Origin of the sequence: Aeromonas sp. s9, assembly GCF_040907765.1 — a bacterium.
In the GTDB taxonomy this organism is placed as follows: domain Bacteria; phylum Pseudomonadota; class Gammaproteobacteria; order Enterobacterales; family Aeromonadaceae; genus Aeromonas; species Aeromonas caviae.
Genome location: NZ_JBFOCK010000015.1, coordinates 66535 through 93390, shown reverse-complemented (window position 1 = coordinate 93390; position 26856 = coordinate 66535). Strand labels below are relative to the sequence as shown.

At 61.1% G+C, this 26856-nt stretch carries 28 protein-coding genes; 10 read left to right on the top strand and 18 right to left on the bottom strand.

The features are described 5' to 3' along the window. Positions 1-44: 44 nt before the first annotated feature. The 6 genes from rlmM to dinB all read right to left on the bottom strand — a co-directional run bounded on the left by rlmM (position 45) and on the right by dinB (position 6672). Positions 45-1139: a 23S rRNA (cytidine(2498)-2'-O)-methyltransferase RlmM gene (gene rlmM, locus AB5Y54_RS02555; RefSeq protein ID WP_041214679.1), complete on the bottom strand. Its 1095-nt coding sequence runs from the start codon at positions 1137-1139 to the stop codon at positions 45-47. Further along, complete coding sequence (locus tag AB5Y54_RS02550; RefSeq protein WP_010673377.1) at positions 1132-1518, bottom strand: DUF423 domain-containing protein; 387 nt, start codon at positions 1516-1518, stop codon at positions 1132-1134. Before AB5Y54_RS02550 ends, rlmM begins: the two co-directional genes overlap by 8 nt. A 43-nt stretch (positions 1519-1561) precedes the next feature. Next, the gene (locus AB5Y54_RS02545; RefSeq protein WP_041211279.1) at positions 1562-2197 is read right to left on the bottom strand and encodes an alpha/beta fold hydrolase; all 636 of its coding nucleotides are present in this window, start codon (positions 2195-2197) and stop codon (positions 1562-1564) included. 12 nt (positions 2198-2209) lie between these two features. Continuing rightward, positions 2210-3130, bottom strand: coding sequence for a transcriptional regulator GcvA (locus tag AB5Y54_RS02540; RefSeq protein WP_029313926.1), 921 nt, complete (start codon positions 3128-3130; stop codon positions 2210-2212). A 286-nt stretch (positions 3131-3416) separates the two neighbouring features. Next, entirely contained in the window at positions 3417-5552 is a 2136-nt protein-coding gene (locus tag AB5Y54_RS02535; RefSeq protein ID WP_219596048.1) for a methyl-accepting chemotaxis protein, read from the bottom strand. 67 nt (positions 5553-5619) lie between these two features. Then, positions 5620-6672, bottom strand: a complete 1053-nt coding sequence (gene dinB, locus AB5Y54_RS02530) for a DNA polymerase IV (RefSeq protein WP_277856160.1) — start codon at positions 6670-6672, stop codon at positions 5620-5622. 216 nt (positions 6673-6888) lie between these two features. Here dinB and AB5Y54_RS02525 point away from each other — a divergent pair, with 216 nt between their 5' ends. Beyond that, positions 6889-7098 (top strand): hypothetical protein, encoded by a 210-nt coding sequence (locus AB5Y54_RS02525; protein WP_069785571.1) that lies wholly within the window; start codon positions 6889-6891, stop codon positions 7096-7098. A gap of 80 nt (positions 7099-7178) precedes the next feature. On the opposite strand, the gene nqrM is transcribed toward AB5Y54_RS02525, so the two are convergent. The 9 genes from nqrM to AB5Y54_RS02480 all read right to left on the bottom strand — a co-directional run bounded on the left by nqrM (position 7179) and on the right by AB5Y54_RS02480 (position 15005). Beyond that, positions 7179-7403: a (Na+)-NQR maturation NqrM gene (gene nqrM / locus AB5Y54_RS02520; RefSeq protein ID WP_010673371.1), complete on the bottom strand. Its 225-nt coding sequence runs from the start codon at positions 7401-7403 to the stop codon at positions 7179-7181. 11 nt (positions 7404-7414) lie between these two features. After that, positions 7415-8452, bottom strand: a complete 1038-nt coding sequence (locus AB5Y54_RS02515) for an FAD:protein FMN transferase (RefSeq protein ID WP_368153184.1) — start codon at positions 8450-8452, stop codon at positions 7415-7417. A gap of 3 nt (positions 8453-8455) precedes the next feature. Beyond that, entirely contained in the window at positions 8456-9679 is a 1224-nt protein-coding gene (nqrF, locus tag AB5Y54_RS02510; protein WP_010673369.1) for an NADH:ubiquinone reductase (Na(+)-transporting) subunit F, read from the bottom strand. 17 nt (positions 9680-9696) lie between these two features. Continuing rightward, the gene (nqrE, locus tag AB5Y54_RS02505; RefSeq protein ID WP_005303538.1) at positions 9697-10293 is read right to left on the bottom strand and encodes an NADH:ubiquinone reductase (Na(+)-transporting) subunit E; all 597 of its coding nucleotides are present in this window, start codon (positions 10291-10293) and stop codon (positions 9697-9699) included. A gap of 3 nt (positions 10294-10296) precedes the next feature. Next, the gene (locus tag AB5Y54_RS02500; RefSeq protein WP_005303545.1) at positions 10297-10929 is read right to left on the bottom strand and encodes an NADH:ubiquinone reductase (Na(+)-transporting) subunit D; all 633 of its coding nucleotides are present in this window, start codon (positions 10927-10929) and stop codon (positions 10297-10299) included. After that, positions 10922-11710, bottom strand: a complete 789-nt coding sequence (locus AB5Y54_RS02495) for a Na(+)-translocating NADH-quinone reductase subunit C (RefSeq protein ID WP_029313922.1) — start codon at positions 11708-11710, stop codon at positions 10922-10924. Before AB5Y54_RS02495 ends, AB5Y54_RS02500 begins: the two co-directional genes overlap by 8 nt. Beyond that, complete coding sequence (locus AB5Y54_RS02490) at positions 11700-12929, bottom strand: NADH:ubiquinone reductase (Na(+)-transporting) subunit B (RefSeq protein WP_010673367.1); 1230 nt, start codon at positions 12927-12929, stop codon at positions 11700-11702. The genes AB5Y54_RS02495 and AB5Y54_RS02490 overlap by 11 nt, the downstream gene beginning before the upstream one ends. 3 nt (positions 12930-12932) lie before the next feature. Continuing rightward, positions 12933-14276: a Na(+)-translocating NADH-quinone reductase subunit A gene (locus tag AB5Y54_RS02485; protein WP_069785570.1), complete on the bottom strand. Its 1344-nt coding sequence runs from the start codon at positions 14274-14276 to the stop codon at positions 12933-12935. A 420-nt stretch (positions 14277-14696) separates the two neighbouring features. Continuing rightward, on the bottom strand, positions 14697-15005 hold the full coding sequence (locus AB5Y54_RS02480) for a BolA family transcriptional regulator (RefSeq protein WP_010673364.1): 309 nt from the start codon (positions 15003-15005) through the stop codon (positions 14697-14699). Positions 15006-15212: 207 nt separating this feature from the next. Between AB5Y54_RS02480 and AB5Y54_RS02475 the strand changes: the two genes are divergently transcribed. The 6 genes from AB5Y54_RS02475 to AB5Y54_RS02450 all read left to right on the top strand — a co-directional run bounded on the left by AB5Y54_RS02475 (position 15213) and on the right by AB5Y54_RS02450 (position 20441). Beyond that, complete coding sequence (locus tag AB5Y54_RS02475; protein ID WP_368153182.1) at positions 15213-16346, top strand: methyltransferase; 1134 nt, start codon at positions 15213-15215, stop codon at positions 16344-16346. 24 nt (positions 16347-16370) lie between these two features. Then, complete coding sequence (locus AB5Y54_RS02470; protein ID WP_039040711.1) at positions 16371-16943, top strand: YajG family lipoprotein; 573 nt, start codon at positions 16371-16373, stop codon at positions 16941-16943. Positions 16944-16957: 14 nt separating this feature from the next. Continuing rightward, positions 16958-17509, top strand: coding sequence for a peptidylprolyl isomerase (locus AB5Y54_RS02465; RefSeq protein WP_201984442.1), 552 nt, complete (start codon positions 16958-16960; stop codon positions 17507-17509). Positions 17510-17623: 114 nt separating this feature from the next. Next, positions 17624-17953, top strand: coding sequence for a hypothetical protein (locus AB5Y54_RS02460; protein WP_266136531.1), 330 nt, complete (start codon positions 17624-17626; stop codon positions 17951-17953). A gap of 187 nt (positions 17954-18140) precedes the next feature. Continuing rightward, complete coding sequence (locus AB5Y54_RS02455; RefSeq protein WP_223918336.1) at positions 18141-19442, top strand: MFS transporter; 1302 nt, start codon at positions 18141-18143, stop codon at positions 19440-19442. 156 nt (positions 19443-19598) lie between these two features. After that, positions 19599-20441: an outer membrane protein OmpK gene (locus AB5Y54_RS02450; RefSeq protein WP_201984445.1), complete on the top strand. Its 843-nt coding sequence runs from the start codon at positions 19599-19601 to the stop codon at positions 20439-20441. A 115-nt stretch (positions 20442-20556) separates the two neighbouring features. On the opposite strand, the gene AB5Y54_RS02445 is transcribed toward AB5Y54_RS02450, so the two are convergent. Next, complete coding sequence (locus AB5Y54_RS02445; protein WP_010673357.1) at positions 20557-21039, bottom strand: YajQ family cyclic di-GMP-binding protein; 483 nt, start codon at positions 21037-21039, stop codon at positions 20557-20559. A 358-nt stretch (positions 21040-21397) separates the two neighbouring features. Here AB5Y54_RS02445 and AB5Y54_RS02440 point away from each other — a divergent pair, with 358 nt between their 5' ends. The 3 genes from AB5Y54_RS02440 to AB5Y54_RS02430 all read left to right on the top strand — a co-directional run bounded on the left by AB5Y54_RS02440 (position 21398) and on the right by AB5Y54_RS02430 (position 24761). Next, positions 21398-22345, top strand: a complete 948-nt coding sequence (locus tag AB5Y54_RS02440; protein WP_201984448.1) for a ketopantoate reductase family protein — start codon at positions 21398-21400, stop codon at positions 22343-22345. Between the two features lie 30 nt (positions 22346-22375). Continuing rightward, positions 22376-22951, top strand: coding sequence for a DJ-1 family glyoxalase III (locus AB5Y54_RS02435; protein ID WP_201984450.1), 576 nt, complete (start codon positions 22376-22378; stop codon positions 22949-22951). A 319-nt stretch (positions 22952-23270) separates the two neighbouring features. Next, positions 23271-24761: a SulP family inorganic anion transporter gene (locus AB5Y54_RS02430; RefSeq protein WP_048208199.1), complete on the top strand. Its 1491-nt coding sequence runs from the start codon at positions 23271-23273 to the stop codon at positions 24759-24761. Between the two features lie 144 nt (positions 24762-24905). Here AB5Y54_RS02430 and AB5Y54_RS02425 read toward each other — a convergent pair whose 3' ends face one another. Next, on the bottom strand, positions 24906-25985 hold the full coding sequence (locus tag AB5Y54_RS02425; RefSeq protein WP_128344701.1) for an ATP-binding protein: 1080 nt from the start codon (positions 25983-25985) through the stop codon (positions 24906-24908). After that, complete coding sequence (locus tag AB5Y54_RS02420) at positions 25982-26710, bottom strand: response regulator (RefSeq protein ID WP_048208200.1); 729 nt, start codon at positions 26708-26710, stop codon at positions 25982-25984. The genes AB5Y54_RS02425 and AB5Y54_RS02420 overlap by 4 nt, the downstream gene beginning before the upstream one ends. Between the last annotated feature and the right edge of the window lie 146 nt (positions 26711-26856).

Genomic DNA, 26856 nt, shown 5'->3' with positions numbered 1-26856 from the left:
GACGTCGCCGTCCGGTTTTTTCATGCCCTGTTCCCGATGCTGCTTCAGGACTTGGGGGACAGCTTGGAGACCCAGAACTTGTTGTAAACGTGCACCGTGATCTCTTCGCGATCGTGATAGAGCTGTTTGGCCTGAATGATGAAACCGCCGTCGATGTCGGCCAGCAGTCCGCGCAGCACCTCGATGTTGTGCACCGCCTCGGCGTAGCGCTTCTTCATCGGCAGCTTGAGGTTGAACATGGCTTCCTGACAGTCGTTCTCCCTGAACCAGTCGGCCACCATGTGGGTCACTCGCGCCGGTTTGTCCACCATGTCGCACACCAGCCAGTAGGTATTCTTCTTGCTCGGCCGCCACACGAAACCATCGTCACGGATGTGCTTCACCTGACCTGTGTCCATCAGGGATTGGGCCATCATGCCGTTGTCCACCGCCGTCACCATCATGCCGCGACGCACCAGCTGATAGGTCCAGCCACCCGGGCAGGCACCAAGATCCACGGCCTTCAGGCCGGAGCACAGGCGCAAGTCCCACTCTTCCTTCGGCACGAAGACGTAGAACGCCTCTTCCAGCTTGAGGCTGGAGCGGCTCGGGGCATCGGCCGGGAATCGCAGGCGCGGGATCCCCATGTGGAAGGCAGAGTTGTTGAAGGAGTAGGAGTACCCCAGCATCAGGTGGTCATTGGCCAGGAAGAAGGCGTGGAACACGGGACGGTTCGGGGTCTCCTTCTTGGTCAGGATCTCGTTGCTGCGCAGCGCCTGGCGAAGCGGCACGGTGAACTTGCGGCAGAAGGCGGAGAGCTCCTTCGCCTCGTTGGTATCGGCCGTCTCAACCCGAAGATCACCGCAAATGGCGTAACCGCTCGCCGCCTCCAGGATGGGAGAGACCCGATCGCTTATTTCCAGATCTTTCAGCTCGTGGGTCACCACCAGCATCTGGCGAATGAAGATGAGCTCGCGGAACGGCAGCTTGCGCGCCAGCAGATCGGCCTGCTCCTCGTCATACAACTCGAAGATCACATAGCCGCTGTCGTCCTTGACCCGGGCAAAGCCGTAGCACTGCATGTTGCCGGCACGCTCGGTGATCTCTGCCGCCGCCTCTTTCTCAAAACCCGGGCGGCAATAAAGCAGCAGATTATTCATTCTTTCCTCCAAGACGACAGCCGGCCCACATCAGAGCCGCCCATCCCAACATAAAACAGAGGCCACCGGCCGGGGTGATGAGCCCCAGCCCCTTGCTGCCAAGCAGCACCATGGCGTAAATACTGCCGGAGAATCCCAGGATCCCCAGCACAAAGACGGCGCCCGCGAAGGTGATCACCTTGCCGCGCACGCCGCACAACCCCAGCACCAGCAGGGCCAGGGCGTGGAAAAACTGGTATTGCACGGCGGTGTTGAACGCCGCCAGCAACGAAGGAGCGATGCCGGTCGCCGCCAGCCCATGAGCGCCGTAGGCCCCGAGCATGGTGGCCGTCAGGCCGAAGAAGCCCGCCAGCACCAGCCAATGTCGTTGGATCTGCATCTTCTCTCCTTGCACGCTTCTTCTCTCGACCCGCTCGAGATGGTCAGGAGCGGCCCACCGCCGCGATAAAACCCTTGATCCGCTCCGCGGCCAGGCGCAGGTTCTCCTGCTCGCTCATGCCGCTCGCCTTTCTCGGTTTGAAACCATGATCCCCGTCGGTCAGCCAGTGGACCGATACGGCGGGTGAGAAGGGGAAATCGGCCAGCTCGGCGCGGGAACCGAAGGTATCGCGCTCCCCCTGCAGCAGCAGTGTGGGCGTCGTGATCAGCTTGAGCACCTCGCCCCGCCATGCGTCGGGCTTGGCCGGGGGGTGGAAAGGATACCCGAGAACGATCAATCCTGCAGCATCCATCTCGTCGCCCCCCTCGCAAAACAGCTCGGCCGCCATCCTTCCCCCCATGGACTTGCCCGCCAGAAACAGCCGGGGATGGGCAAACTGACGCACCATCTCGCGCCAGTGAGCCAGCAGCACGGGTTGTCTGTCCGGCGGCCTGCGTTTGCCGTCCTGAGCTCGTTTGGTCATATAGGGGAAGTTGAAGCGCACCACCTCGATATCCGGCCCCGCCAGCAGTCGCGACAACTCGGCCAGGAAGCTGTGCTCCATGCCCGCCCCCGCGCCGTGGGCCAGCAGAATGCGAACGGGGGCGTCACTCGCCCCCTCTCTTGTCAGGTCAGTCACCAGGTCAACTCCTCAGGCATCGGCAAGGCGGGCACGCCTGCGGGCCTCTTCCTGCTCCACCAGTTCCAGCATCCAGTCACGGAAGGCCACTATCTTGCCCTGATCGGACTGCTGCTCCTGACACACCAGATAGAAAGCGTTCTTGCTCACCAGCACCTGCTCGAACGGGCAGATGAGACGACCCGCCTCTATCTCCGGCTGGGCCAGCACGCTGTGGCCGAGCGCCACCCCCTGACCGTGGATCGCCGCCTGGATCACCATGGTGGAGTGGCTGAAGATGGGCCCCTGATTCACATTGGGGGCATCGATGTCGAGCTGGCGGAACCAGGCCTTCCAGTCGCGCCGGGAGGTGTCGTGCAGCAGGGTGTGACGGGTCAGATCGTCCGGGGTGCGCAGGGGCTTGGGGCCGGTCAGCAACAGGGGCGAGCAGACCGGGATCAGGTACTCGGTGTGCAGCTTGTCCGAACGAAGACCCGGCCAGTTGCCGCGGCCGTAGTAGATGGCCACGTCCACGTCGTCGGTCAGCGACCCCTCGTCCATGTCCACCGCCTTGATCCGCACATCGATGTCCGGGTGGCGTTCGCTGAACTTGACCAGGCGGGGCACCAGCCACTGGATGGCGAAGCTCGGCTGCAGGGAGACGGTGAGCGCCCCCTTGGCGCTGCGGGCCAGCAGCTTGTCGGTCGCCTCGGAGATGGAGGCGAAGATGTCCTTGATGTCGAGGAAGTAGCTCTGCCCCTCCTCGGTCAGTAGCAGGGAGCGATTCTTGCGGCGAAACAGCTTGATGCCGAGATACTCCTCCAGCGCCTTGATCTGGTGGCTGATGGCTGCCTGGGTCACGAACAGCTCTTCTGCTGCGCGGGTAAAGCTCAAGTGACGAGCCGCGGCTTCAAACGCTTTCAGTGCATTGAGCGGAGGTAAACGACGAGACATGGAATCGGCCGACGATGAATTTTTCTAATGAGGCGCATTATAAATTGTCGGTTGCGGGTCGACCAGTGAATAAACATAATTCGCCACGCAATTCGTTGTCATATGGCTCACACCTTCTCTTCCATGTTGGTTTACATGTGGTTTTTGTGAGTGAGTCGACAGTGATTGTGGTGTTGTGTTTCTTCCTCTGCGGGAAGAAGGGCTAAATCAGGTCGATTTAACCCAGTCTGTCATCTGAATGTGTTTGGCGCCTCCGGTTGGATGGCGCCTTTTTTCTTATCCTCCCCTACACCCGGAACTGGCCCACCAGTTGCTGCTGCTTGTCCGCCAGTTGCGACAGCTCGCGCCCGTTGTCGGCGGAGGTCGCCGCTTCCGCCCGAATGGTATGGCTCACATCGCGAATGTTGCTGACGTTGCGATTGATCTCGTCCGCCACTCCGCTCTGCTCCTGCGCGGCCCTCGCGATCTGCTCGTTCATCTGGTGGATGGTGCCGACCGCCTGGATGATCTGCTCCAGCACGCTGACCGACTGCTCCACCTTGGTGAGGGTCAGATCCGCCTGGTGATGACCGGTCAGGATCGCCTTCACCACCGCCTCCGTCCCCGACTGCAACTGGCCGATGAGGTTCTGGATCTCGACGATGGCGTTCTGGGTTCGGCCCGCCAGGTTGCGCACCTCGTCGGCGACCACCGCAAAACCGCGCCCCTGCTCACCGGCTCGGGCCGCCTCGATGGCCGCGTTCAAGGCCAGCAGGTTGGTCTGCTCGGCGATCCCCTGGATCACCACCAGGATGTCGTTGATGTTGTCGCTGTTGGCGGAGAGGTGCTCCACCACTGGTTTGGCATCGCTTATCACCGTCATCAGTCTGGACATGGCCTCCTGGGTCTGCGCCACCACGGACTTGCCCTCCTGGGCCGCCGTGTCGGCCTCATCGGCCGCCGCCACCGCCGCATTGGCATTGCCGGCGACCTGCAGGGCGGTAGCGCTCAACTCTTCAAACGCGGTCGCCACCAGATCCACCTCCTGATACTGGGACTGCATGCCGGCGCTGGTACGGGCTGCCCCTTGCGCCGCCAGGGCCGCACTGGCCCGAGTGCCCGCAACGGTGTCGATCACCTGGCTGATGGTGGATTGCAGCTTGTCCAGGAAGTTGTTGAACCACTTGGCCAGCTCGCCTATCTCGTCATCCCTGCGCAGATCGATGCGCTGGGTGAGATCCCCCTCCCCGCTGGCAATGTCCTTGAGGCGTGCCACCACGGCGCGGATGGGCGCCACGATGCGCTGGGCCATCAGCCAGATGCAGAGCAGGGCGAGCGCCGAAATCCCGCCACCTATGGTGAGCTGGGTGGCCACGCTGCGCTGGGCCTGATCCTCAAGCTCCCCTTGCAGTTGCAGGGCCGAGGCGAGCACCACGGCGCGGGGCAGCTCGATATAGATGCCCCACTTGCGATCCGTACCGCGCATGCTGACCGGCACGAAGGTCTGCAACAGTGCGCCATCCGGGCTCCAGCGCGTCACCACATCTCCCTTGGTCAGCCACCCCTTGAGATCCTGCGCCAGCCCTTGCTGCTCCAGCAGATTGCCAAGGGCGACCGGGAACCCTTCCACGCCGGCCACCCGCCCTTCACTGCTGAGCAGAAGCACCTTGCCCTGCCCCTTGTAGAGGGTCCGGCCCATCTCTTCCACCAGGCTCTGCAGGGTCCCCAGGGAGATGTCGACCCCCACCATGCCAAGCAGGGAACCCTGGTCCAGCAGCGGCACGGTCACCGAGGTCATTAACACCTGCTGGGTCCCCACCTCGTCCACATAGGGTTCGAGCAGACAGAGCGCCTTGCTGCGGATGCTGCAACTGTACCAGTCGTTCTCAAGGCCGCCGTGTCCGGAGGGCTTGTCGTTGGCCAGCATCGCCTCGTCCATCACCTCCAGGCTGACCTTGCCGTCGACCCTGGCCCAATAGCTGGAAAAACGCCCCTTGTCGTTGGCGCCGAGCGCCGTCGACCCCTGATAGTTGTCATCCTCCCCGTCGAGCTGGTTGGGTTCGAATACCGCATAGACACCGAGCAGGTTCGCTGACGACTCCGCCGCATCCTGCAACTGCTGGTTGACGGCATTGCGCAGCGCCTCGGAGTGAACGAAGTTGTCGGCCGCGTTCTTGCGCTGGAACAGAATGCCCTCGGCAAGCAGGGTCGCCCTGAAGTAAGCCTCATCGAGGTAGCTGGTCACCCGGGCTGCCTGGGTCGCCCCCATGGCCTGCATCCAGTTTTCTGCCGCGTGCTGCCCCTCCAGGGTGGTGGAGGTGAGCACCTGCTCCTGCATGCGGGCCGCGTTGAAAAGAGAAGAAGCCACCAGCGCGACGGCACTGGCCAGCAGACAGCAACCGGCGATCAGGGTGATCCGTCCCTGAACAGAAAGAGAACTCATGCCACTATTTCCTAACGTCTACAGATGTGAACACTGTATCGGTTTTGGATACAAAAACTTAACTAAATCAGCAGAAATCCAGGCTTAATTGATTGATTTCACCCTCTCCGGGCAAACCAACGACCAGACCGAGCAGGCGAATGGGCTTTCCTTGAGCCCGTTGCAGTCCCTCGTGCAGCAGATCGTGGAAGCGGGCCGCCTGATAACTCCCCTTGCGATAAACGGTGGTCTGGTGAAAATCGGCAAACTTCAGCTTGATCCCCTGCCCCATCAGCATCTCCGCAGAGCAGGCCTTGGCAAAACGCTGCTCCAGCTCGGGAATGAGCCGGCTGAGCACCTGCCAGCAGGCGTCCTCGTCCAGCACATCGCTGGCGAGCGTCGTCTCCACACCGATGCTCTTGCGCACCCGCCTGGCCTGCACCGGCTGATCGTCATGCCCCCAGATGCGGCCGGCCAGCATCTCCCCGAGCTTGCCGAAACGGGCGATCAGCTCCTCGTTGCCGAGCTGGCGGGCATCTTCGCACGAATACAGCCCGAGGGACTCCAGCCGCTCTGCCGTCTTGCGGCCGATGCCGGGCAGCTTGCCAAGAGGGAGCTGGCGCACGAACTCGTCCACCTCCTGGGGGCGGATGACGAACAGGCCGTCAGGCTTGCGCTGCTCCGAGGCGAGCTTGGCCAGAAACTTGTTCGGCGCCACACCGGCCGAGGCAGTCAGCCCAAGCTCGGCGCTGATGGCGGCACGGATCTCCGCCGCCATCAGGGTGGCGCTGCCACCGCAGCGGGGACTCTGGGTCACGTCGAGATAGGCTTCATCGAGGGAGAGCGGCTCCACCTGCTCGGTGTAGCGCAGGAAGATGGCGCGCAACTGGCGCGAAGTTTCTTTGTAGACGGCCATCCGCCCGGGGATCAGCACCAATGGCGGACAGAGCTTTCTGGCCAGGGCGCTCGGCATGGCAGAGCGCACCCCGAAGCGGCGCGCCACGTAGTTGCAGGTGGAGATGACCCCGCGTCGGTCGGCGGCGCCACCGATGGCGAGCGGCACCTCCCTGAGGGCCGGGTTGTCCCGCATCTCCACCGCGGCGAAGAAGCAGTCCATGTCGATGTGAATGATCTTGCGCATGGCCGTGTCTGTTGCTGTGTCGACAGCCTCCCGAACAGATCATAGGGATAGACCCTGGGCATCCGGCGAGGAGGCGTGTCGAACGACAAAAATACTGTATGGATAACCAGTTGAACGTTCCATGCTACCCCAAGCCTGTCATTTCTGCCAGCGCGCCAGTTCGGGCTAGGGCATAGACTCTCAGGGCTCCCATTTGCGGGGGCTGGGAGGTGCAGGATGAGAAGATTCTGGCCGCTGCTGGGCCTGCTGCTGCCGCTGACGGGCGCGAGCAAGGATCACCCGACTGCGGAGTGCAACTGGCTCTATCAGCGCATCGCCGCCTTGGAAAAAGCCATACAGCAAGGGGATGAACTGGGCACCAGGGAGGAGCTGGCAAAGCGAAAGAAAGAGTTCAAGGCAAAGGCATGCAGCCAATATGACTACTGACCCCATGCCACATAAAAAACGAGCCGACCCAGGGGTCGGCTCGTTTCGTTGCAAGGCTGCCTTCAGAGCGATATCCGCCGTTAGATGATGCGGTTGTCCACCAGCATCTTGCGACGGGCCTCTTCTTTGGCCATCTTCTTCTTGCGGTTGTCACAAGGCTCGGGGCAGTCGCACTCCTTCTCGATCCCGATGGAACCCAGGCCGCCACAGGAGCCGGAGATGGACTTGCGCTGGAAAATGTAGCCGATGGCCATGGCCACCACGACCATCAGAAACACCCCGAAGGTGATCAGAAAGATCTGCATGTAGTTACCCCTTACTTCTTGACCAGATATGGTTTGAAGGCATCCGAATAGGCCTCTTCGAACCCGTCATCCGTCTTGGTGATGGTGAAGATGGCCAGCCCCCGTTCCTTGGCATAGGCCAGGCTCTTCTCCGGCCCCATGACCATGAACACGGTCGCCAACCCGTCTGCAGTCATGCAGGAGGGGTGGATGACGGTCACCGACACCAGGCGGTGCTGGATGGGCTTGCCCGTCAGCGGATCCATGGTGTGGGAGAAGCGCTTGCCGTCCAGCTCGTAATAGTTGCGGTACTCGCCCGAGGTGGCCACCCCGTTGTCACCGGGCAGGATCACCTCTTGTACGGAACCGGCATTGACGGTCGGCTTCTCGATGGCGACACGCCAGGGATGCCCCTTGCCGTTGACACCGTTGATGCGCAGCTCGCCGCCGATCTCCACCAGATAGTTGCGCGCCCCCTGGGACTCCAGGTACTCGGCCACCTTGTCCACGCCAAACCCCTTGGCAATGGCGGAGAGATCCACGTAGAGGTCCGGGATGTCCTTTTGCAAGGTATCGGCGTCGACCGAGGTTATCACATGCAGATTGCCAAGGCCCGTCTTCTGCCGGGTCTGGGCGATCAGCTCGTCGGACGGCACCTTGCTCGGTCTGGCATCCGGCCCAAAGCCCCACAGATTGACCAGAGGACCGACGGTGACGTCCAGCGCCCCGCGGCTCTCGCGGCCAATGTGAATGGCCTCGGTCACCACCCGCGCGGTATCGCGGGAAACCACCACAGGGGTATTGCTCTTGTGCTGGTTGAAGCGTGACAGCTCGGAATCCGGGCGATAGGTCGACATCTGATCGTTGACCCGCTCCAGCAAGACATCGACCTCGGCTTGCAGCCTGGCGGCATCCTGAACGGCGCGATCCGCCACCTTGATGGAGTAGTAGGTACCCATGGTGCTGCCGGTGATGTGGATCTCCGGCTTCGATTGGACCGTTTCCTGACCGCACCCAGTCAAGAAAAAGGCTAGCCCGAAGGCTAGCCAGGTCTTTACAACGCTGTGCATGGATTAACCACCGAAGTCATCCAGCAGGATGTTTTCGTCTTCAACACCGAGGTTTTTCAGCATGTTGATGACGGCGGCGTTCATCACGGGAGGCCCGCACATGTAGAACTCGCAATCCTCAGGCGCCTCGTGGTTCTTGAGGTAGTTCTCGAACAACACGTTGTGGATGAAGCCGGTGTAGCCATCCCAGTTGTCTTCCGGTTGCGGATCGGACAGGGCGACGTGCCACTGGAAGTTGTCGTTCTCGGCCTGCAGCATGTCGAAGTCTTCGACATAGAACATCTCGCGCTTGGAACGGGCACCGTACCAGAAGCTCATCTTGCGCTTGGTCTTCAGACGGCGCAGCTGGTCGAAGATGTGGGAGCGCATCGGCGCCATACCCGCACCACCACCGACGAACACCATTTCGGCGTCGGTGTCCTTGGCGAAGAACTCGCCGAACGGACCGGAGATGGTCACCTTGTCACCGGCCTTCAGGCTGAAGATGTAGGAAGACATCTGGCCGGGAGGGGCAGTCCAGTTGCTGGGCGGCGGGGTTGCGATCCGCACGTTCAGCATGATGATGCCGAACTCTTCCGGATAGTTCGCCATGGAGTAGGCACGGATGATCGGCTCGTTGACCTTGGACTCCAGCTCGAAGATCTTGAAGCGATCCCAGTCACCACGATACTCCTCGGGAATATCGAAGTTCTTGTACTGCACGTGGTGGGCAGGCGCTTCGATCTGGATATAACCACCGGCGCGGAACGGCACGCTCTCGCCATCGGGGATCTGCAGCTTGAGCTCCTTGATGAAGGTGGCCTTGTTGTCATTGGAGATGACGGTACAGTCCCACTTCTTCACGCCGAAGATCTCTTCCGGCAGCTCGATGTCCATGTCGGAGCGCACGGTGACCTGACAGGCCAGACGCTCGCCATGACGGGCTTCGCCCTTGCTGATGTGATCCAGCTCGGTCGGCAGGATGTCGCCGCCGCCGGATTTCACACGCACCTTGCACTGACCACAGGAGCCACCGCCACCACAGGCGGAGGAGACGAAGATACCACTGCCGGCGAGCACGCCAAGCAGCTTGCCACCCGCCGGGCTGGTCACAGCCTTGGCCGGGTCGCCGTTGATGCTGATTGTCACGTCACCGGCGGTCACCAGCTTGGACTTGGCGAACAGAATGACTGCCACCAAGGCCAGCAGGATCACGGTGAACATGACCACACCCAGAATAATTTCCATCTATATTTCCTTTCCGATTACAGGGAAATACCAGAGAAGGACATGAAGCCCAGCGCCATCAGACCCGCGGTGATGAAGGTGATGCCGAGGCCGCGCAGGCCTTCCGGAACATCGGAATATTTCATCTTCTCGCGGATCCCTGCCATCGCGACGATGGCCAGCATCCAGCCTGCACCCGAACCCACGCCATAGACCACGGACTCAACGAAGTTGTAGTCACGCTGCACCATGAAGGAGACGCCACCGAAGATGGCGCAGTTCACGGTGATGAGCGGCAGGAAGATACCGAGGGCGTTGTAGAGGGCCGGGAAGTACTTGTCCAGGGCCATCTCCAGGATCTGTACCAGGGCCGCGATCACCCCGATGAAGGTGATGAAGCTCAGGAAACTCAGATCCAGACCGGATACCAGGGCACCGTCTTTGAGCACGTAGTTGTAGATCAAGTTGTTGGCCGGGACGGCCACGGTCTGAACCACGATAACGGCAATCCCCAGACCCATGGCGGTCTTGACCTTCTTGGACACCGCCAGGAAGGTACACATCCCCAGGAAGAAGGAGAGCGCCAGGTTCTCGATGAAGATCGAGCGAATCAACAGACTGATATAGTGTTCCATACCTTAATCCTTCGCCTCCACCTGCTTGGGATCCTTGGTGCGCACGCCCCAGATGATCAGACCAATGATGAAGAACGCACTCGGCGGCAGCAGCAGCAGGCCGTTGGGCACATACCAGCCACCATTGTTCACCAGCGGCAGCAGCTCGATGCCGAACCAGGTGCCGGAACCCAGGATCTCGCGCACGGTGGCCACGGTCAGCAGCACGGCGCCATAACCCAGACCGTTGCCAATACCGTCCAGGAAGGAGGGCAGCGGGGCACTCTTCATGGCGTAGGCTTCGGCACGACCCATCACGATACAGTTGGTGATGATGAGGCCGACGAACACCGACAGTTGCTTGGAGATGTCATAGGCATACGCCTTGAGCACCTGGTCAACCACGATAACCAGCGAGGCAATCACCGCCATCTGGGCGATGATCCGCACGCTGTTCGGGATCTGGTTGCGGATCAGGGAGATGAACAGGTTGGAGAAGGCGGTGACCGCGGTAACGGCCAGCGTCATCACGAACGCCGTCTTCATCTGGCTGGTAACGGCCAGCGCGGAACAGACACCCAGCACCTGCAGTGCGATGGGGTTGTTGCCGAGCACAGGCGTCAACAGCAACTTTTTCATTTCGCTCTTGTCAGCCATTGTTGATTTCTCCTGCACGTACCTTGGCCAGGAAGGGACCGAAGCCCTTGGGGCCCATCCAGAAGTCGAAGGTGTGCTGTACACCATTACCGGTCAGGGTTGCACCAGACAGGCCGTCGATTTCATGCTCGGAACCAGCCGGAGCATGGCCCTTGATCACACGCAGCGCAGGCTGACCGTTCTGGTCGAACAGCTTCTTGCCGACGAACAGCTCGCGCCAGGCCGGGTTCTCGATCTCGCCACCCAGACCCGGGGTTTCACCGTGGTCATAGTAGGTGATGCCCTTGATGGTCTGACCGTCGGCCGCGACCGCTACGAAGGCATACATGGTGGACCACAGACCCTGGCCGTAGATCGGCAGGATGATGTTGTCGACCTTGCCTTCGGCATCTTTGGCGAAGAACACGGGAACCAGCTTGGAGATCTGACGCAGGCCGGCCTTGTCGTCGGCCGGAGCCAGGCGAATGCTCTTGGCCGGATCCTTGGCGGCAACCTTGGTGTCGAAGTTGTCGGCATCGCCGTCAACGAACTCACCGCTGGTCAGATCCACCAGACGCGCTTCAATCTTGTCGCCATAGAGCTGGGCCAGGTCACGCTTGGCCACGGCGCTGATGTCGACGCCGGCGACGGACAGGATGTTGCTTTGCTTGTCCAGTGCCTTGTTTTCCAGCTGGGCCGGACGCAGACCCACGGCAGCCACGGAGACCACGATGGAGCAGACCAGACACAGACCGGTCACTACGGCGAGAGTGCCGGTAGTAGAGTCTTTATTAAACGCCACGTGCGATCCTCCGCTTGATGTTCGCCTGTGCCACGAAATGGTCAAACAAGGGGGCAAACAGGTTGGCGAACAGAATGGCCAGCATCATGCCTTCCGGGAATGCAGGGTTCACTACCCGGATCAGCACCACCATCACGCCGATCAGGGCGCCATACCACCACTTGCCCTTGTTGGTGAAGGCAGCGGAAACGGGGTCGGTCGCCATGAAGGCCATGCCGAACGCGAAGCCACCCAACACCAGGTGCCAGTGCCACGGCATGCTGAACATGGGGTTGGTATCGGAACCGATGACGTTGAACAGCAGGGAGGTCGCGACCATGCCGACCATGACGCCGGCGATGATGCGCCAGGAGGCGATGCGCATGTAGACGATCATGGCTGCGCCGATGAGGATCATCAGGGTGGAAACTTCACCGATGGAACCGGGCAGGTTGCCAAGGAAGGCATCCATCCAGCTGATGGCTTCACCGGTGGCACCGTTGATCAGCGCCATCTGGCCGCCCTGGGCCCACTGGCTCAGTGCGGTTGCGCCGGAGAAGCCGTCAACGGCAACCCAGACCGCATCACCGGAGATTTGACCCGGGTAGGCGAAGAACAGGAAGGCACGACCCGCCAACGCCGGGTTCAGGAAGTTTTTGCCGGTACCACCGAACACTTCCTTGGCCAGCACCACACCGAAGGTGATACCCAGGGCAGCTTGCCACAGGGGCAGCTCGGGCGGCACGATCAGGGCGAACAGGATGGAGGTCACGAAGAAGCCTTCGTTGATCTCGTGCTTGCGCACCATGGCGAACAACACTTCCCAGAAACCACCGACGATGAAGACGGTGATGTAGATCGGGAAGAAGTGCGCCGCACCGATCAGCATCTTGCTGCCGATGCCGGCGACGGCCGGATCCAGCGAGGCACCGAACAGGGTGGCCAGGGCGTATTGCCAGGAATCGGCACCGGCCGCGCTGCCCATGTGGGCGATGGCGGCGATAGACTGGTTGCCGACGTTGTACATGCCCCAGAACATGGCCGGGAACACAGCCAGCCACACCATGATCATCATGCGCTTCAGATCGATCGCATCACGGACATGGGCGGCATTGCGGGTCACGGAACCCGGGGTATAAAACAGGGTGTACGCCGCTTCGAACAAGGCATAGTACTTTGCGTACTTGCCACCCGGCTCGAAGTGATGTTCCATATTTTCAAGAAGTTGCTTGAAACTCATCGCTTAACCTTCCAGTTCGATCTTGGTCAGGCACTCACGCAAGACGGGGCCGTACTCTGTCTTGCCGGGGCAGACGAAGGTACAGAGCGCCAAATCTTCCTCATCCAGCTCCAGGCAGCCGAGCGCCTGCGCGCTGTCGGTGTCACCGGAGATCAGATCCCGCAGCAGCAGGGTCGGCAGGATGTCGAGCGGCATCACGCGCTCATAGTTGCCGATAGGCACCATGGAGCGATCACTACCGTTGGTGGTGGTAGTGAAGTTGATGAGTTTGCCCTTCATCAGGTGAGAGAGGGTGGTACGGGTGATGGAGAACTTGTTGGCACTGGGTTTGACCCAGCCCATGAACTCTTTCTCACGGCCTTCGCCCAGCACGCTCACCTGGTTGTGGAAGCGACCCAGGTAGTCATGGACCCCTTCGGCCTTGGCACCGCTCAGCAGGGAACCGGAGATGATGCGGTTTTCGTCCGCACGCAGCTCGTTGTTGGTCAGCTGGCTGAGGCTGGCACCCAGACGGGTACGCAGCAGACGCGGCTTGATGACGTTCGGGCCAGCCAGGGAGATCACCTTGTCGGTAAAGATCTGGCCGGTGGTGAACAGCTTGCCGTAAGCGATCACGTCCTGATAGTTGATGTGCCACTGCACCTTGTTGGCACCGACCGGATCCAGGAAGTGGATGTGGGTGCCCGGCAGACCGGCGGGATGCGGACCGACGAACACGGCTTCCTTGACCTGGGCCAGGGAGGAGTGCGGCAGGCTGGCTTCGCCCTTGCAGACGTGGACGGTACCATCGGTCAGGCGGGTCAGCACGGCCAGACCGTCGAGGAAGGCCTGGGCCTGTTCCTTGATGATCAGCTCCGCACTGGCGGCCAGCGGGTTGGTGTCCATGGCGGTGACGAAGATGGCGCGCGGGGTGGAGCCCACGGCCGGCACCTTGCTGAACGGGCGGGTACGCAGCGCGGTCCATTGGCCTGATGCGACCAGGATCTCCTGCACCTTGCTGCGCTCGAGCTGTGCCAGCTCGGCGGAGGCAAAATGCGCAAAGGTCACCTGCTCGTCGGACCCATCGATGTCGATGACGACGGACTGGAGAACACGCTTGGCACCACGGTTGATCTCAGAAACCACACCGGTGGCAGGGGCCGTGAATTTAACGCCGGGATTCTTCTTATCTTCGAAGAGCTCCTGACCTTTAATGACGCGATCACCTACTTTGACAAACATAGTAGGACGCATCCCCACGAACTCTTCGCCGAGTGTAGCAACACGGGTGATGGCCGGGCCATCGTAGATTACTTGCTCCGGAGCACCCAGCACGGGGATGTCCAGTCCTCTTTTAATTGTAATCATACTCACTTGCACTACCGTTAAGGGAAGACAGGTTGGTTAGCGCCGAGAAATACATCACGACGAGTTGTTGAATGAGCCCGTCAACATCGCGGAAAGCTGTCGAAGAAATAAACAAATCAGCAACATACAGGATCATTCAAAAGCGCCTGAGTTTACCACCTTAGGCGAGTTAGCCGCCACGCCAAATGGGGAAAATCCCCGCCCTATCACAAAATTAACCTTCACTGAATATTTCGCGCACGTCCTTGCAAACCGTGGTTTTAAAGGACTTTTCGCAAAACTAACCATATAGGGGTATTTTTCAGGCATGAGGAAAAGGATTAGAAAAAATAATGCTCCTCCCCCTCATCCCTGGCTGCACACCATTCGTGATAGCGCTGTTAATGGCCCGAGGAAGGCGCCATCAGAAGGTCCAACGGCTCACGCAAAGGGGGATTTGCTGACGCAACCCGGCGTCTTTGGCGCCTGCTCCCGGGCCTGCCACTCGGATTCGGTATAGGTATGCAGCGCCAATGCATGAATGGCTCCCGCCAGCTCGTCGGCCAGCACCCCGTTCACCTGACGATGGCGACCCAGCAAACGCTGTCCCTCAAACGCCTGGCTCACCACGACTACCTTGAAGTGGCTTTCGGAGCCCGGTGCCACCCTGTGCATGTAGCTTTCATTGATCACTTCCAGGTGGCTCGGGGAGAGCGCGGCGGCCAGCTTGGCCTCTATCTGTTGTTGCATGCTCACGGTAAGGACTCCTCGTTGAATATCCGGCCATTGTAGCCAGGGTTGTGCGCCCGATGCATCAGGTACGAAGGATCCGCTCGCTCTCGCCGCACCGGACTGGTGAATTTCTCCGCCGCCGCTAGAATAGCGCCACTTTCACCGCTGCCGGGCAACACGGGGCAGACGGTCGCCATTCATCAATCACACGTTGGACTCTTGCCTATGCAAACCCTGCTCGACACGGCCCACTGCCGCCTGACCCTGTATCGTTACCCACGGCAGAGCCAGGACCCCCTGCAGGCCTGGGATGCGGCGGACGAGTATCTGATAAGCCACCTTGCCGAATCGCAGCAGGCACCTGACGGCCCCGTCATCATCATGAACGACGGCTTCGGCGCCCTGGCCAGCTATCTGCATGCCCACGCCCCCGTCTGCGTGACCGACTCCCACATCAGCGAGCGGGCCACCCTGGCCAATCTGGCGGAAAACGGGCTGGATCCCCACGCCATCACCCTGCAGGATGCGCTGGCCCCCCTGCCCGATGCCCCCGCCCTGGTGGTGATCAAGGTCTCCAAGTATCAGGCGCTGCTGGAGCAGCAACTGCTTGCCCTGCGCGGGGTCGTGACCCCTGCGACCCGCATCATTGCTGCCGGCAAGGCCAAGGACATCCACACCTCCACCCTCAAGCTGTTCGAGAAATATCTGGGGGAGACCCGCACCTCGCTCGCCTGGAAGAAGGCGCGCCTCATTCATTGCACCCCGGCCGCCGAGCGCCCGTCCCTGACCAGTCCCTTCCCGACCGTCTGGCCGCTGGAAGGCACCGACATGCTCATCCACAACCATGCCAACGTGTTCTCGCGCACGAGCCTGGATATCGGCGCCCGCTTCATGCTGGACAACCTGCCCATCCACAGTGCCCACAGAGTGATCGATCTGGGATGTGGCAACGGCGTGCTCGGGCTCTCCCTGCTCGCGCGCGACAGCGAGGTGGAGGTGACCTTCATCGACGAGTCCTATATGGCGGTAGCGTCCGCACGGCTCAACGTCGAGCACAACCTGCCCGATGCCCTGCCCCGTGCCCACTTCATGGTCAACAACTGTCTCGATGACGTTCCCGTCGGGGCAGCGGACAGGATCCTCTGCAATCCCCCCTTCCATCAGTTGCAGGCGATCACCGATCACATCGCCTGGCAGATGTTCAGCGATGCCCACCGGGTGTTGCCTCAGGGGGGCGAACTCTGGATAGTAGGCAACCGTCATCTGGACTATCACAACAAACTCAAGCGCCTGTTTGGCAACGCACAAGTCGTTGCGTCGAACAGCAAATTCGTTATTTTGAAAGCCATCAAACGCTAAAGATAAAGCTAAAGGAAACCCATGATGAAAAAGTCACTCTTGCTGCTGGCCGCTCTGGTATTGGGCGGTTGTGCTACTCACTGGCCCGAGAGCGCCCTGCTCAACCCGCAAGTCATCCCCTCCAACCAGCAGTACTACTCCGGCAACCGCATCACCATGGAAGGGGTGGACAAGCGTGAAGCCGCCTATGTCTTCTCCATCAAGAAGAAAGAGAAGGCTCCTGTGCTGGTGAACAGCAGTCAGCCTCTCAACAGCCTGCTGGCTGAAAAACTGGCGGAAGGGCTGCGCAGCCAGGGCCTGGAAGTGGGCAACAGCGGCACCACCAACCTGACGCTGGCCATCTCCACTGCCGCCGTCACCGTGGAAGAGAAGACCTTCACCTATGTCACCAAGTCCCGCGTCAGCCTGCAGGTGATTGCGGACTTCCAGGGCAGCAAGCTGACCAAGCAGTTCAACATGTCCTCCAGCAAGGAGGGCCCGGGTGAGCCGAGCATGGCCGATCTGGAATCCACTCTGAACCAGCAGCTGGGCAGCGTGCTGCAGCAGATCATGGCCGACGAGGCGCTGCGCGGTTATCTCAAGGGTCAGCCGAGCTGAGCGAGGATATATAAATGAAGAAACTCTGGTTACTGGTCACCCTGATCGCCCCCCTGGCTTTTGCCGGTCAAAAAGTCCAGATGGAGACCAACCATGGCACCATCGTCGTGGAGCTGGCCCCCAAACAGGCGCCCCAGACCGTGAAGAACTTCCTGCGCTACGTGACAGACGGCAGCTATGACGGCAGCCTGTTCCACCGGGTGATCCAGAACTTCGTGGTGCAGGGTGGAGGCTACAACCAGCAGTTCCAGCCCCTGCCGACCTTCGATCCCGTGGTCAACGAGTCCAGAGGCGGCCTGCCCAACAAGCGCGGCACCATCGCCATGGCCCGCACCCAGGCGGTCGACAGCGCCACTCGCCAGTTCTATTTCAATCTGGTGGACAACGACAACCTCAACGCCAATGCCGGCGCCGGTTACACCGTGTTCGGCCAGGTCGTGAAGGGGATGGAGGTGCTGGACAAACTGGCCCAGGTCCAGACCGGCTACAGCTCCATCCTGCGTGCCAACGACGTCCCCACCAGCCCCATCATCCTGAAGAAAGTGGTGCTGCTCGCGGACAAATAACGCGGCCCGGATCACATTCCACCGCGTCCCTGAACGGGTCACCAATCTCTTTTTCTATACTCTGCTCCCCGATGTGTGCCACGCATCGGGGAGCAGAACCAGAAGGAGGAGCCGGTGACCTGTCATGATTACATAGCCCAACACGCCGGCCCGCTGGCCCAGGCGGTTCGCCATTTTCTGGCACGCAAGATTCCCTACCAGCAGCTGGAGGACTTGAGCTGGCAACTTCTCTCCCATTGGCAGGCGCTCTGCGTGATCCCCATGGACAAAACCCCCGCCAACGCACAGGAAGGGGTGTTCTGGCATCTGCTTCACAGCCTGCACCTGTGGGATGAGCAGCACCTCCTCTGTGATGACGCGCTGCGCCTGCAACTCATGGCCTGCGCCAATTTTCTCGCCGACGGGGGCCCCTGCCCGCACCACTGCATCGGCTCGCGCCCCTGAAACCTGCCGCTCCCCCCTCGGCTTGCCTTGGCTACGCCTGCCGAACCTGACAAAATGACCCCCTTTTCCCCGAGGAGTCAGGCAGTTGAACAATCTCCGCCCGCCCAGCCACACACCGGGCCGCGCCACCCGCTGGCGAGATGCCCTCGCCGTCTATCTGGAAGCGCGGGTACTCATCCTGTTTGCCATGGGATTCTCCTCCGGCCTGCCCTTGCTGCTGGTCTTTGGCACCCTCTCGTTCTGGCTGCGCGAGGCGGATGTCAGCCTGACCGACATCGGTTACATGAGCTGGGTAGCGCTGGCCTACGGTTTCAAGTGGCTGTGGTCGCCCCTGGTGGATCGGCTGCCCCTGCCCCTGCTGTCAGGGCTGCTTGGGCGGCGACGCAGCTGGATGCTGTTCTCCCAGGTGCTGATCGCCCTCTCCCTGGTGGGGATGGCCTATTGCGATCCCAAGACCCAGCTCGCCCAGCTGGCCCTCTTCGCCCTGCTGGTTGCCTTCTCCTCTGCCACCCAGGACATCGTCATCGACGCCTATCGCATCGAATCTGCTCCCGAGCGGCTGCAGGCGGCCATGGCCGCTTCCTATATGACGGGGTATCGACTCGCCATGATCATGGCGGGAGCGGGGGCACTGGCGCTGGCGGCTTGGCTCGGCAGCAACAGCGGCTATGACTATCGCGGCTGGCAGCTCACCTATCTGCTGATGGGAGGGCTGATGTCTCTTGGCATCCTCACCACCCTGATGAGTCACGAGCCGCAGATCGATCTCAAGAGTCAGGACGAGCAGCAGATGGCGCGCAAGGCCACCCTGCTGGCACGGGGTTGGTCCCCCACGCTGGCCGGGCTGGGGGCCTGGACCTACGAGGCGATCTGGTGTCCCTTCGCCGACTTCTTCCGCCGCTACGGCTCCTCGGCCCTGCTGATCCTGGGGCTTATCGCTTGCTATCGCATCTCGGACGTGGTGATGGGGGTGATGTCCAACAGCTTCTATGTGGATCTGCAGTTCAGCAAGACGGAAGTGGCCACCATCACCAAGGTCTATGGCGTCATCATGACGCTGGTGGGGGCCGCGCTCGGGGGCGTGCTGGTGATGCGCTTTGGCACCCTGCGCATCCTGTTCCTCGGCGCCGTGCTGACCGCCAGCACCAACCTGCTGTTCGCTCTCCTCAACGAAGTGGGCCACAACCTGGAGCTGCTGACCCTGATCATCTCGCTGGACAACCTCAGCGCCGGCATCGCCACGGCTGCGTTTGTGACCTATCTCTCGAGTCTCACCAACGTCGCCTTCTCCGCCACCCAGTACGCCCTGTTCAGCTCCATCATGCTGTTGCTGCCCAAGTTGCTGGCGGGGTTTTCCGGTCGGGTAGTGGAGCAGATCGGCTACAGCCACTTCTTCATCGGCACCAGTCTGCTCGGTATTCCGGTGATGATCCTGATCATCATGGTTGCCAAACGAGGCAGCACCTTGTCACCACAAACGCACAAATAGCAAGCGTTTGCGCATTTTAGGGGGTGATTAGATTCACAAATCCTGACAAAGTTCCCTGGTGCTTGTTTATCCGTTGAATTTATTTGGCTAGAATCCCTCCCGCTCCTTGTGGGCAGGCTACGGAAAACCTCAACTAACGCACAAGAGACCAATAAAATGGCCAAATTTACCAAGACTCTGATCGCTGCCGGTCTGCTGGCTGCCTCCGCCACTCCGGCCCTGGCTGCCGATTACAGCGGCGACATCCACAAGAACGACTACAAGTGGATGCAGTTCAACGTGATGCACACCATCGACCAACGTCCTTTCACCACTGGTGCTGAAGATTACAACGACACCTACTTCGAAATGGAATTCGGTGGTCGCTCCGGTCTGTTCGACCTTTACGGTTACGTCGATGTGTTCGATATCTTCGATTCCCGTCACAGCAATAAGCACCGCGATCAGAATCTGTTCATGAAGTTTGCGCCGCGTATGTCTCTGGATGCGCTGACTGGTAAAGATCTCTCCTTCGGCCCGGTGCAAGAGGTTTACATCGCCTCCCTGAACAATATCGGCGACCACCAGATGGAGAACATGATCGGTCTGGGCGCTGATGTGCAAGTGCCCTGGTTCGGTAAAGTCGGCATGAACCTGTATGCCCGCCACTCCACCGAAAACCAGTTCTTTGTTGAAGAAGAAGGTGACTGGAACGGTTACTGGTTCGCCATGAACTGGTTCAAGCCTTTCTACACCTTTGGCAACGGCAGCTTCGTCTCCTACCAAGGCTACTTGGACTACGCGTTCGACTTGGATACCCACAACCGTGCCGACCGCACCAGCGACAACCTGGCTACCTTCCACGGTATCTACTGGCATTCCGACCGCTACGCAGTGGGTTATGGTCTGAAGTACTTCATGGATGCCTACGGCACCAAAGACGGCTCTACCGCCTACGACGGTACCCCTTGGAAGAGCTCTGGCTTCAGCCACTACTTCTCCGTGACCTACAAGTTCTAATCGAACGGGTTTCGCAGAAACAAAAAACCGGAGCAGCCGCTCCGGTTTTTTTATGGCGCCTTCGCCGACCTCTTTGCCGTGACAATGGGGAGGACCGAGCCCTCCCCGTCCGCCATTAGTCGCGGAAGTTCTGGAACTGCATCGGCTGACCCAGCTCGGCGCCACGCACCAGGGCCATGGTCTCCTGCAGATCGTCGCGCTTCTTGCCGGTGACCCGCACCTCGTCGCCCTGGATGGCGGCCTGCACCTTGATCTTGGAATCCTTGATGAGCTTCACCAGCTTCTTGGCCACTTCCTTGTCGATCCCCTGCTTGAACTTCACGGTCAGGTGGAAACGCTTGCCGGAGTGGACGCTGTCACCCACATCCATGGAACTGTTCTCGATCTGGCGCTTGAGCAGGGCGCCGCGCAGGATCTCGACCATCTGCTTGAGCTGGAAATCGGCATCGGCTTCCAGCTTCACTTCTTCCTTGTTCAATTCGAAGCTGGCTTCCACACCACGAAAATCGAAACGGGTCGCCAGTTCACGGTTGGCGTTATCAACGGCGTTCAACACCTCGTTCATTTTGACTTCAGAGACAATATCGAATGACGGCATAGCCGGGCTCCTCATGCTGTACTTCAGGTTGTGCTGACAGGTGGGCAAATCTACCAGAAAACGGGCAAATTTGCTGATTTCGATGGGATTGCTCTGCTAGAATCCCCTGCGCACAGGAATGGTGAGACCCGTTAGAACCCGTCCAGGAGCGGTCGCGAGAGGTCCGACACTCGGTGAAGTGCAGCCCAGGAACCCGTATGGTCATGCATACATGAGGCTCCCTGGCTGCCCATGAACCTTGAGCACGACCCGGCAGCCAGCTCATGCACCGGTTCCAGGTATTCACCAAGCGACATCTTCCCTTATCCCGGGTTGGCGGTTGACAGGATGGCAGCCCTTCCCATGATCGAGCCTCTTCATGCCAAGCGGATTACGCGACAACAACCTGAAAACACGCCGTCACCCTGTCTCTCCCGAGTGGACCTTGCTGGGCTGCGGCGCCCTGGGCGGCGTCTTCGCCTCCCTGTTGACCCAAAGCGGCCAAGCAACCCGCCTCCTGCTGCGCGAGCGCCATCGTGCCACCTTGCATCCCGGCGTCGACTTTACCTCCCTTGAGGGGCATACCCAGCTCCTGGCCATCGAACGCGCCTTCATCGACAAGCCGGGCTGCATCAAACGCCTGCTGGTGATGACCAAGGCGGGGCAGGTGATATCGGCCCTCACTCCCCTGGTCGGGCAACTGGCGACAGGGGTACCCATCGTGCTGCTGCACAACGGCATGGGGATCGCCGATCAGGTGGTCGCACTCTTCCCCGACAATCCGGTGATCGCCGGCGTCACCAGCCATGGCGCCATGCAGAGCGGCCACTTCGTGTTCCGCCACACCGGCAAGGGGGAGACCTGGCTGGGCCCAATCAACGAAGCGGCCCGTGCCCATGCCCACCTCGCCGACGAGCTGGCCAGCGCCCTGGGTCAGGCCGGCTGGGATGAGCAGATCCTGACACGCCAGTGGCAGAAACTCGCCGTCAACTGCGCCATCAATCCCCTCACCGCGCTCTACAAGCTCAAGAACGGCGAATTGGCCGGTCCGCGTTTTGCCGATGCCCTGCAGCAAATCTGCGTGGAAGTGGCTGACGTCATGCGGGCCGAAGGTCAGCCCACCGGCAGCGAAGAGCTGCTGCGCCGCGTCATGATGGTGGTGGAGCTCACCGCCGACAATTACTCTTCCATGTATCAGGACATGGAACAGGGCCGAGAGACCGAGATCGAAGCCATCACCGGCTTCCTGCTGGGCAAGGCCGCCCTTCACGGTATCGCGGTGCCGGTCAATCAGGGCCTCTATCAGGCCGTCAAAGAGAAGCGCTGAGCAGAGCAGCTGGCAAGCAAGGAGTGCAGGATGAGCGTACTGGTACTGGTGGCCCCCGGGTCGGAAGAGATAGAGACGGTTGCCATCGTCGATACCCTGGTTCGGGGTGGCATCGATGTGGTGCTGGCCTCCTGCTGCCCCACAGGAGCGCGCCAGATCCGCGCCTCTCGCGGGGTGCAACTGGTGGCGGATTGCCATCTCGACGAGCTGACCACCCGTGACTTCGATGCCATGGTCGTACCGGGCGGTCTGCCCGGCAGCGAAGTGATCCGCGACACCCCCCTCGCCATCGACCTGCTACGGGAGCAGGCAGGCCTCGGCCGCTGGCGCGCCGCCATCTGCGCCGCACCCGCCGTGGTACTCCACCATCACGGCTTGCTAGGGGATGCGAGCACCACCTGCCACCCGGGCTTTCAGGCCCGTCTGCCCGCGACACAATTGAGCACGGCAAGGGTAGTGACCGATGAAGCCCATCGCCTGATCACCAGCCAGGGACCAGGCACCGCCATCGAGTTCGCTCTCGAGATAGTACGGGTACTGCGAGGTGACGAGGCAGCCCGTACGGTGGCCGGTCCCATGGTGTTGCCCCCTTCGGTGTTGCCATAATCGCATCAATCACTTCTCTGAAAACGGCAGAGCCCCCTTGTTTGGTCTATGTTGGCTGCTCTTGTGCTAGATAAAACAATCCGGGCTTCCCCGGCCTGGCACCGGCTGTTAACATGCGCCCCTTATGCCTGTTATGTGCTCTGGGGTGGCCGTCACGCCGCCCTGACCCTGCCCTGTGCGGCCTCTGCCGCCTGACTCCGGTTATGCCGACCGGCCGGTTTACCCGACCATCAACAGCCAATCCAACCCTGTGATCCCCGCCATTCCCCCTGATTTGCGGGCCTGTGGCCATGGATCCTCAACGAGCGAGAAAATCCCCATGCTGGAACGTGCAAGACAAGAGTGGTTCTCCAACATACGGGGCGATCTGCTGTCGGGCATCGTCGTCGCCCTGGCGCTGATCCCGGAGGCCATCGCCTTCTCCATCATTGCGGGCGTCGACCCCAAGGTCGGCCTCTATGCCTCCTTCTGCATCGCCGTGGTCATCGCCTTCGTCGGCGGTCGTCCCGGCATGATTTCCGCCGCCACCGGCGCCATGGCGCTCCTGATGGTGACCCTGGTCAAGGAACATGGCCTGCAGTATCTGCTGGCGGCCACCCTGCTCACCGGCCTCTTCCAGATAGCGGCGGGCTACCTCAGGCTCGGCAGCCTGATGCGATTCGTCTCCCGCTCCGTGGTGACCGGCTTCGTCAACGCCCTGGCCATCCTTATCTTCATGGCCCAGCTGCCCGAGCTCACCAACGTCACCTGGCAGGTCTACGCCATGACCGCGGCCGGGCTTGGCATCATCTATCTGTTCCCCCTCGTTCCCGTGGTGGGCAAACTGCTCCCCTCCCCCCTGCTGTGCATCGTCATCCTGACGGCGGTGGCCATCACCCTGGGCATCGACATCCGTACCGTGGGCGACATGGGTGAGCTGCCCGATACCCTGCCGGTCTTCCTCTGGCCCGACGTGCCCCTCAATCTGGAGACCCTGGCCATCATCTTCCCCTACTCAGCGGGGCTGGCGGTGGTGGGACTGCTCGAGTCCATGATGACGGCAGCCATCGTCGACGAGATGACCGACACCCCAAGCGATCGCAACCGCGAGTGCAAGGGTCAGGGGATCGCCAACATCGGCGCCGGTCTGCTGGGAGGCATGGCGGGGTGCGCCATGATTGGCCAGTCCGTCATCAACATCAAATCCGGTGGCCGCGGCCGCCTCTCCACCTTCGTGGCGGGGACCCTGCTCATCCTGATGGTGGTCTTCATGGATGAGTGGATCCGTCAGATCCCCATGGCAGCCCTGGTGGCCGTGATGATCATGGTCTCCATCGGCACGTTTTCCTGGGAGTCGGTACGCAACCTGAAGAGCCACCCCCTCTCCACCAACCTGGTGATGGTGACCACCGTCGCCGTGGTGGTCGCGACCCACAACTTGGCACTCGGGGTCTTCGTGGGGGTGCTGCTCGCCTCTCTCTTTTTCGCCCACAAGGTTGCCCGCGTCATGCTGGTCAAAAGCGACAGCGAGCGCAGCGGCGCCGTGCGTACCTATCTGGTGCGGGGCCAGGTCTTCTTTGCCAGCGCCGAGCAGTTCCTGGCCGGTTTCGATTTCAGGGAGGAAGTGGAGAAGGTGGTCATCGACCTGACGCACGCCCACTTCTGGGACATCACCGCCATCACGGCCCTCGACAAGGTGGTCATCAAGTTCCGCCGCGAGGGGAAAGAGGTGGCGGTCATCGGCCTGAACGACGCCAGTGCCACCCTGGTCGATCGCTTTGCCATCCACGACAAACGCCAGGAGGGAGAGCCCCTGCTGGCCGAGCATTGATCCCGGCGCCCCATGAGGGCGCTGCCTGCAAGCCATAAAAAAAGCCCGTCTCTCCCCATGAGATGGGCTTTTTTTGGGCTGTTGGATCACAGTCAACACACGCGCCTCGGCTTGCCTATCCTCAACCGATGGGGCAATGCGGGGTCATGACCTGCCGTCAGGGTGCAAGAGGGGCCAGGAAAGCAGGAACAGGGTGCCGCCCCGCCCGCCGGGTTGGCAGACCGCACTGCCGCCGTGGGCCTCGGCAATGGCCTTGACCACGGCCAGCCCGAGCCCGCTGCCGCCACTCTTGCGTGAGCGTGACGGATCCCCCCGGCGAAACGCCTCGAAGATATGGGCGGCGACCTCCTCGCTGATGCCAGGCCCCTCATCTTCCACACTCAGGATGCACTGGGTGCCCGAACGATGCAGGCGCACGGTCAGCATGCCCGGCACCGCGTGCTTCTGGGCATTTTCCAGCAGCGCCATCAGGGCCTGACGGATGCGAAGTGCATCGCAACAGACCCAGAGTTCGGCATCGAGCTCCCGCTTGAGGGTGAAACCGCTCGCGGCCAGAGGAGTGGCAAACGCCTCAAGCACCACTGCAAGCTCATCAGCCAGCCTGACCTCTGTTCGTTGCAACTCCAGGTGGCCGCTGTCGTTGAGGCTCAATACCCGCAAGTCTTCGATCAGGTGGGTCAATCCCTCCACCTGGCGCAACAAACCTTCAAAGAGCGCACGCTCTGGCGGAAATACCCCTTCGGCCAGCCCCTGCAATCGGCCACGCAAGATGGTCACCGGGGTGCGCAATTCGTGGGCGATGGCGGCATTCCAGAACTCCCGCTCGCGGGTCATGCTTTGCAGTCGCTCGGCCATGGTGTTGAAGTCCCGCACCAGTTGCGCCGTCTCCCCGATCGCCTGTTCATCCAGCGGCACGCGCGCATCGAGTTTGCCCTCTGCCACCTCTCGCAGGCTGTTCGCCACCGAATTGAGCGGGGTCAGGATGCGCCGAGAGAGGCGCACCGCCACGTACAGCGCCATCCCCAATGCAATAAGAATGGTCGAGCCGATCCAGATCATCTCGACCCTGGATGGCATCCAGCTCTCGGAGATGCTGCCAGGCACATAGGTCACGGCAATGGCGTAGAACACATAGGTGCCGATCACCGCGAGGCAGATGATGCCGAGTGCCATCAGCCCCAGGGAGCGGATGATCTGCCTGCGCAGGCCGGGTGCCGATGTCACGCATCGCCCCCGAAGCGATAGCCGACGCCCCAGACACTGGCGGGCACCCCCTGGATGCCCTGTGCCTCCAGCTTCTTGCGCAGCTTGCTGATGTGGCTGTCCACCGTGCGCTCCTGGGTATCCCCCTCCGGCAGGCAGTGGGTCAGCAGTTCGGCGCGGCTGAACACCCGCTTGGGTGCCCGCATCAGGGAGGCGAGCAACTTGAACTCGGTCAGGGTCAGATCCAGCATCTGCTGCCCCTCATCGCGGCAAATGCTGGCCTCGTGGCTCTCCAGATCGATCTGGAAGGGGCCGACCCGCAGCACCCGGGCCGTGGTCTGCTTCGCAGCCTGGCTGCGTCTGAGCACCGCCTGTACCCGAGCCACCACTTCGGCCGGGTTGAAGGGTTTGACCACATAGTCATCCGCCCCCATGCGCAGCCCCATCAGCTTGTCGAGGTCCTGATCCAGAGCGGTCAGCATGATCACCGGCGTGTCGCCACGGGCCCGGATCTCGCTGAGCACCTGCCAGCCATCGAGCTGCGGCATCTGCACATCCAGCAACAGGAGATCGGGTTTGCATGTCTGGTGCATGGCCAGGGCTTCGCGGCCATCGGCGGCATGCAGGGTGCGCAATCCGTGGCGTTGCAGGTAAGCGGCGAGGATGTCGGCTATCTCGGCTTCATCCTCTGCAATCAGTACCAGTGACTGGGCCGCCGGGTTGGCGGAAGCAGGAAGATACGACATGGTCGGACTCGAAAATGGTGGGCTTGAACTTTATCACCGCCTCCATGGATTCTCCACAAAGCCTCGAATCATTCGCAATAGCCCCTCGCCATAATGCCCGTTCGATGTGCTCTCGCGGCAGCACCATGCCCGGGAGACGGTTTAAC

Bases quoted from the DNA above. Each gene is read 5' to 3' on its own strand.
- nqrF (WP_010673369.1), bottom strand. From the start codon at position 9,679: ATGGAAATTATTCTGGGTGTGGTCATGTTCACCGTGATCCTGCTGGCC.
- dinB (WP_277856160.1), bottom strand. From the start codon at position 6,672: ATGCGCAAGATCATTCACATCGACATGGACTGCTTCTTCGCCGCGGTG.
- AB5Y54_RS02440 (WP_201984448.1), top strand. From the start codon at position 21,398: ATGCCAAGCGGATTACGCGACAACAACCTGAAAACACGCCGTCACCCT.
- AB5Y54_RS02430 (WP_048208199.1), top strand. From the start codon at position 23,271: ATGCTGGAACGTGCAAGACAAGAGTGGTTCTCCAACATACGGGGCGAT.
- nqrM (WP_010673371.1), bottom strand. From the start codon at position 7,403: ATGCAGATCTTTCTGATCACCTTCGGGGTGTTTCTGATGGTCGTGGTG.
- nqrE (WP_005303538.1), bottom strand. From the start codon at position 10,293: ATGGAACACTATATCAGTCTGTTGATTCGCTCGATCTTCATCGAGAAC.
- AB5Y54_RS02480 (WP_010673364.1), bottom strand. From the start codon at position 15,005: ATGCAACAACAGATAGAGGCCAAGCTGGCCGCCGCGCTCTCCCCGAGC.
- AB5Y54_RS02540 (WP_029313926.1), bottom strand. From the start codon at position 3,130: ATGTCTCGTCGTTTACCTCCGCTCAATGCACTGAAAGCGTTTGAAGCC.
- AB5Y54_RS02500 (WP_005303545.1), bottom strand. From the start codon at position 10,929: ATGGCTGACAAGAGCGAAATGAAAAAGTTGCTGTTGACGCCTGTGCTC.
- AB5Y54_RS02550 (WP_010673377.1), bottom strand. From the start codon at position 1,518: ATGCAGATCCAACGACATTGGCTGGTGCTGGCGGGCTTCTTCGGCCTG.
- AB5Y54_RS02485 (WP_069785570.1), bottom strand. From the start codon at position 14,276: ATGATTACAATTAAAAGAGGACTGGACATCCCCGTGCTGGGTGCTCCG.
- AB5Y54_RS02490 (WP_010673367.1), bottom strand. From the start codon at position 12,929: ATGAGTTTCAAGCAACTTCTTGAAAATATGGAACATCACTTCGAGCCG.
- AB5Y54_RS02420 (WP_048208200.1), bottom strand. From the start codon at position 26,710: ATGTCGTATCTTCCTGCTTCCGCCAACCCGGCGGCCCAGTCACTGGTA.
- AB5Y54_RS02465 (WP_201984442.1), top strand. From the start codon at position 16,958: ATGAAGAAACTCTGGTTACTGGTCACCCTGATCGCCCCCCTGGCTTTT.
- AB5Y54_RS02450 (WP_201984445.1), top strand. From the start codon at position 19,599: ATGGCCAAATTTACCAAGACTCTGATCGCTGCCGGTCTGCTGGCTGCC.
- AB5Y54_RS02475 (WP_368153182.1), top strand. From the start codon at position 15,213: ATGCAAACCCTGCTCGACACGGCCCACTGCCGCCTGACCCTGTATCGT.
- AB5Y54_RS02470 (WP_039040711.1), top strand. From the start codon at position 16,371: ATGAAAAAGTCACTCTTGCTGCTGGCCGCTCTGGTATTGGGCGGTTGT.
- AB5Y54_RS02455 (WP_223918336.1), top strand. From the start codon at position 18,141: ATGGGATTCTCCTCCGGCCTGCCCTTGCTGCTGGTCTTTGGCACCCTC.
- AB5Y54_RS02445 (WP_010673357.1), bottom strand. From the start codon at position 21,039: ATGCCGTCATTCGATATTGTCTCTGAAGTCAAAATGAACGAGGTGTTG.
- AB5Y54_RS02515 (WP_368153184.1), bottom strand. From the start codon at position 8,452: ATGCACAGCGTTGTAAAGACCTGGCTAGCCTTCGGGCTAGCCTTTTTC.
- AB5Y54_RS02535 (WP_219596048.1), bottom strand. From the start codon at position 5,552: ATGAGTTCTCTTTCTGTTCAGGGACGGATCACCCTGATCGCCGGTTGC.
- AB5Y54_RS02525 (WP_069785571.1), top strand. From the start codon at position 6,889: ATGAGAAGATTCTGGCCGCTGCTGGGCCTGCTGCTGCCGCTGACGGGC.
- rlmM (WP_041214679.1), bottom strand. From the start codon at position 1,139: ATGAATAATCTGCTGCTTTATTGCCGCCCGGGTTTTGAGAAAGAGGCG.
- AB5Y54_RS02435 (WP_201984450.1), top strand. From the start codon at position 22,376: ATGAGCGTACTGGTACTGGTGGCCCCCGGGTCGGAAGAGATAGAGACG.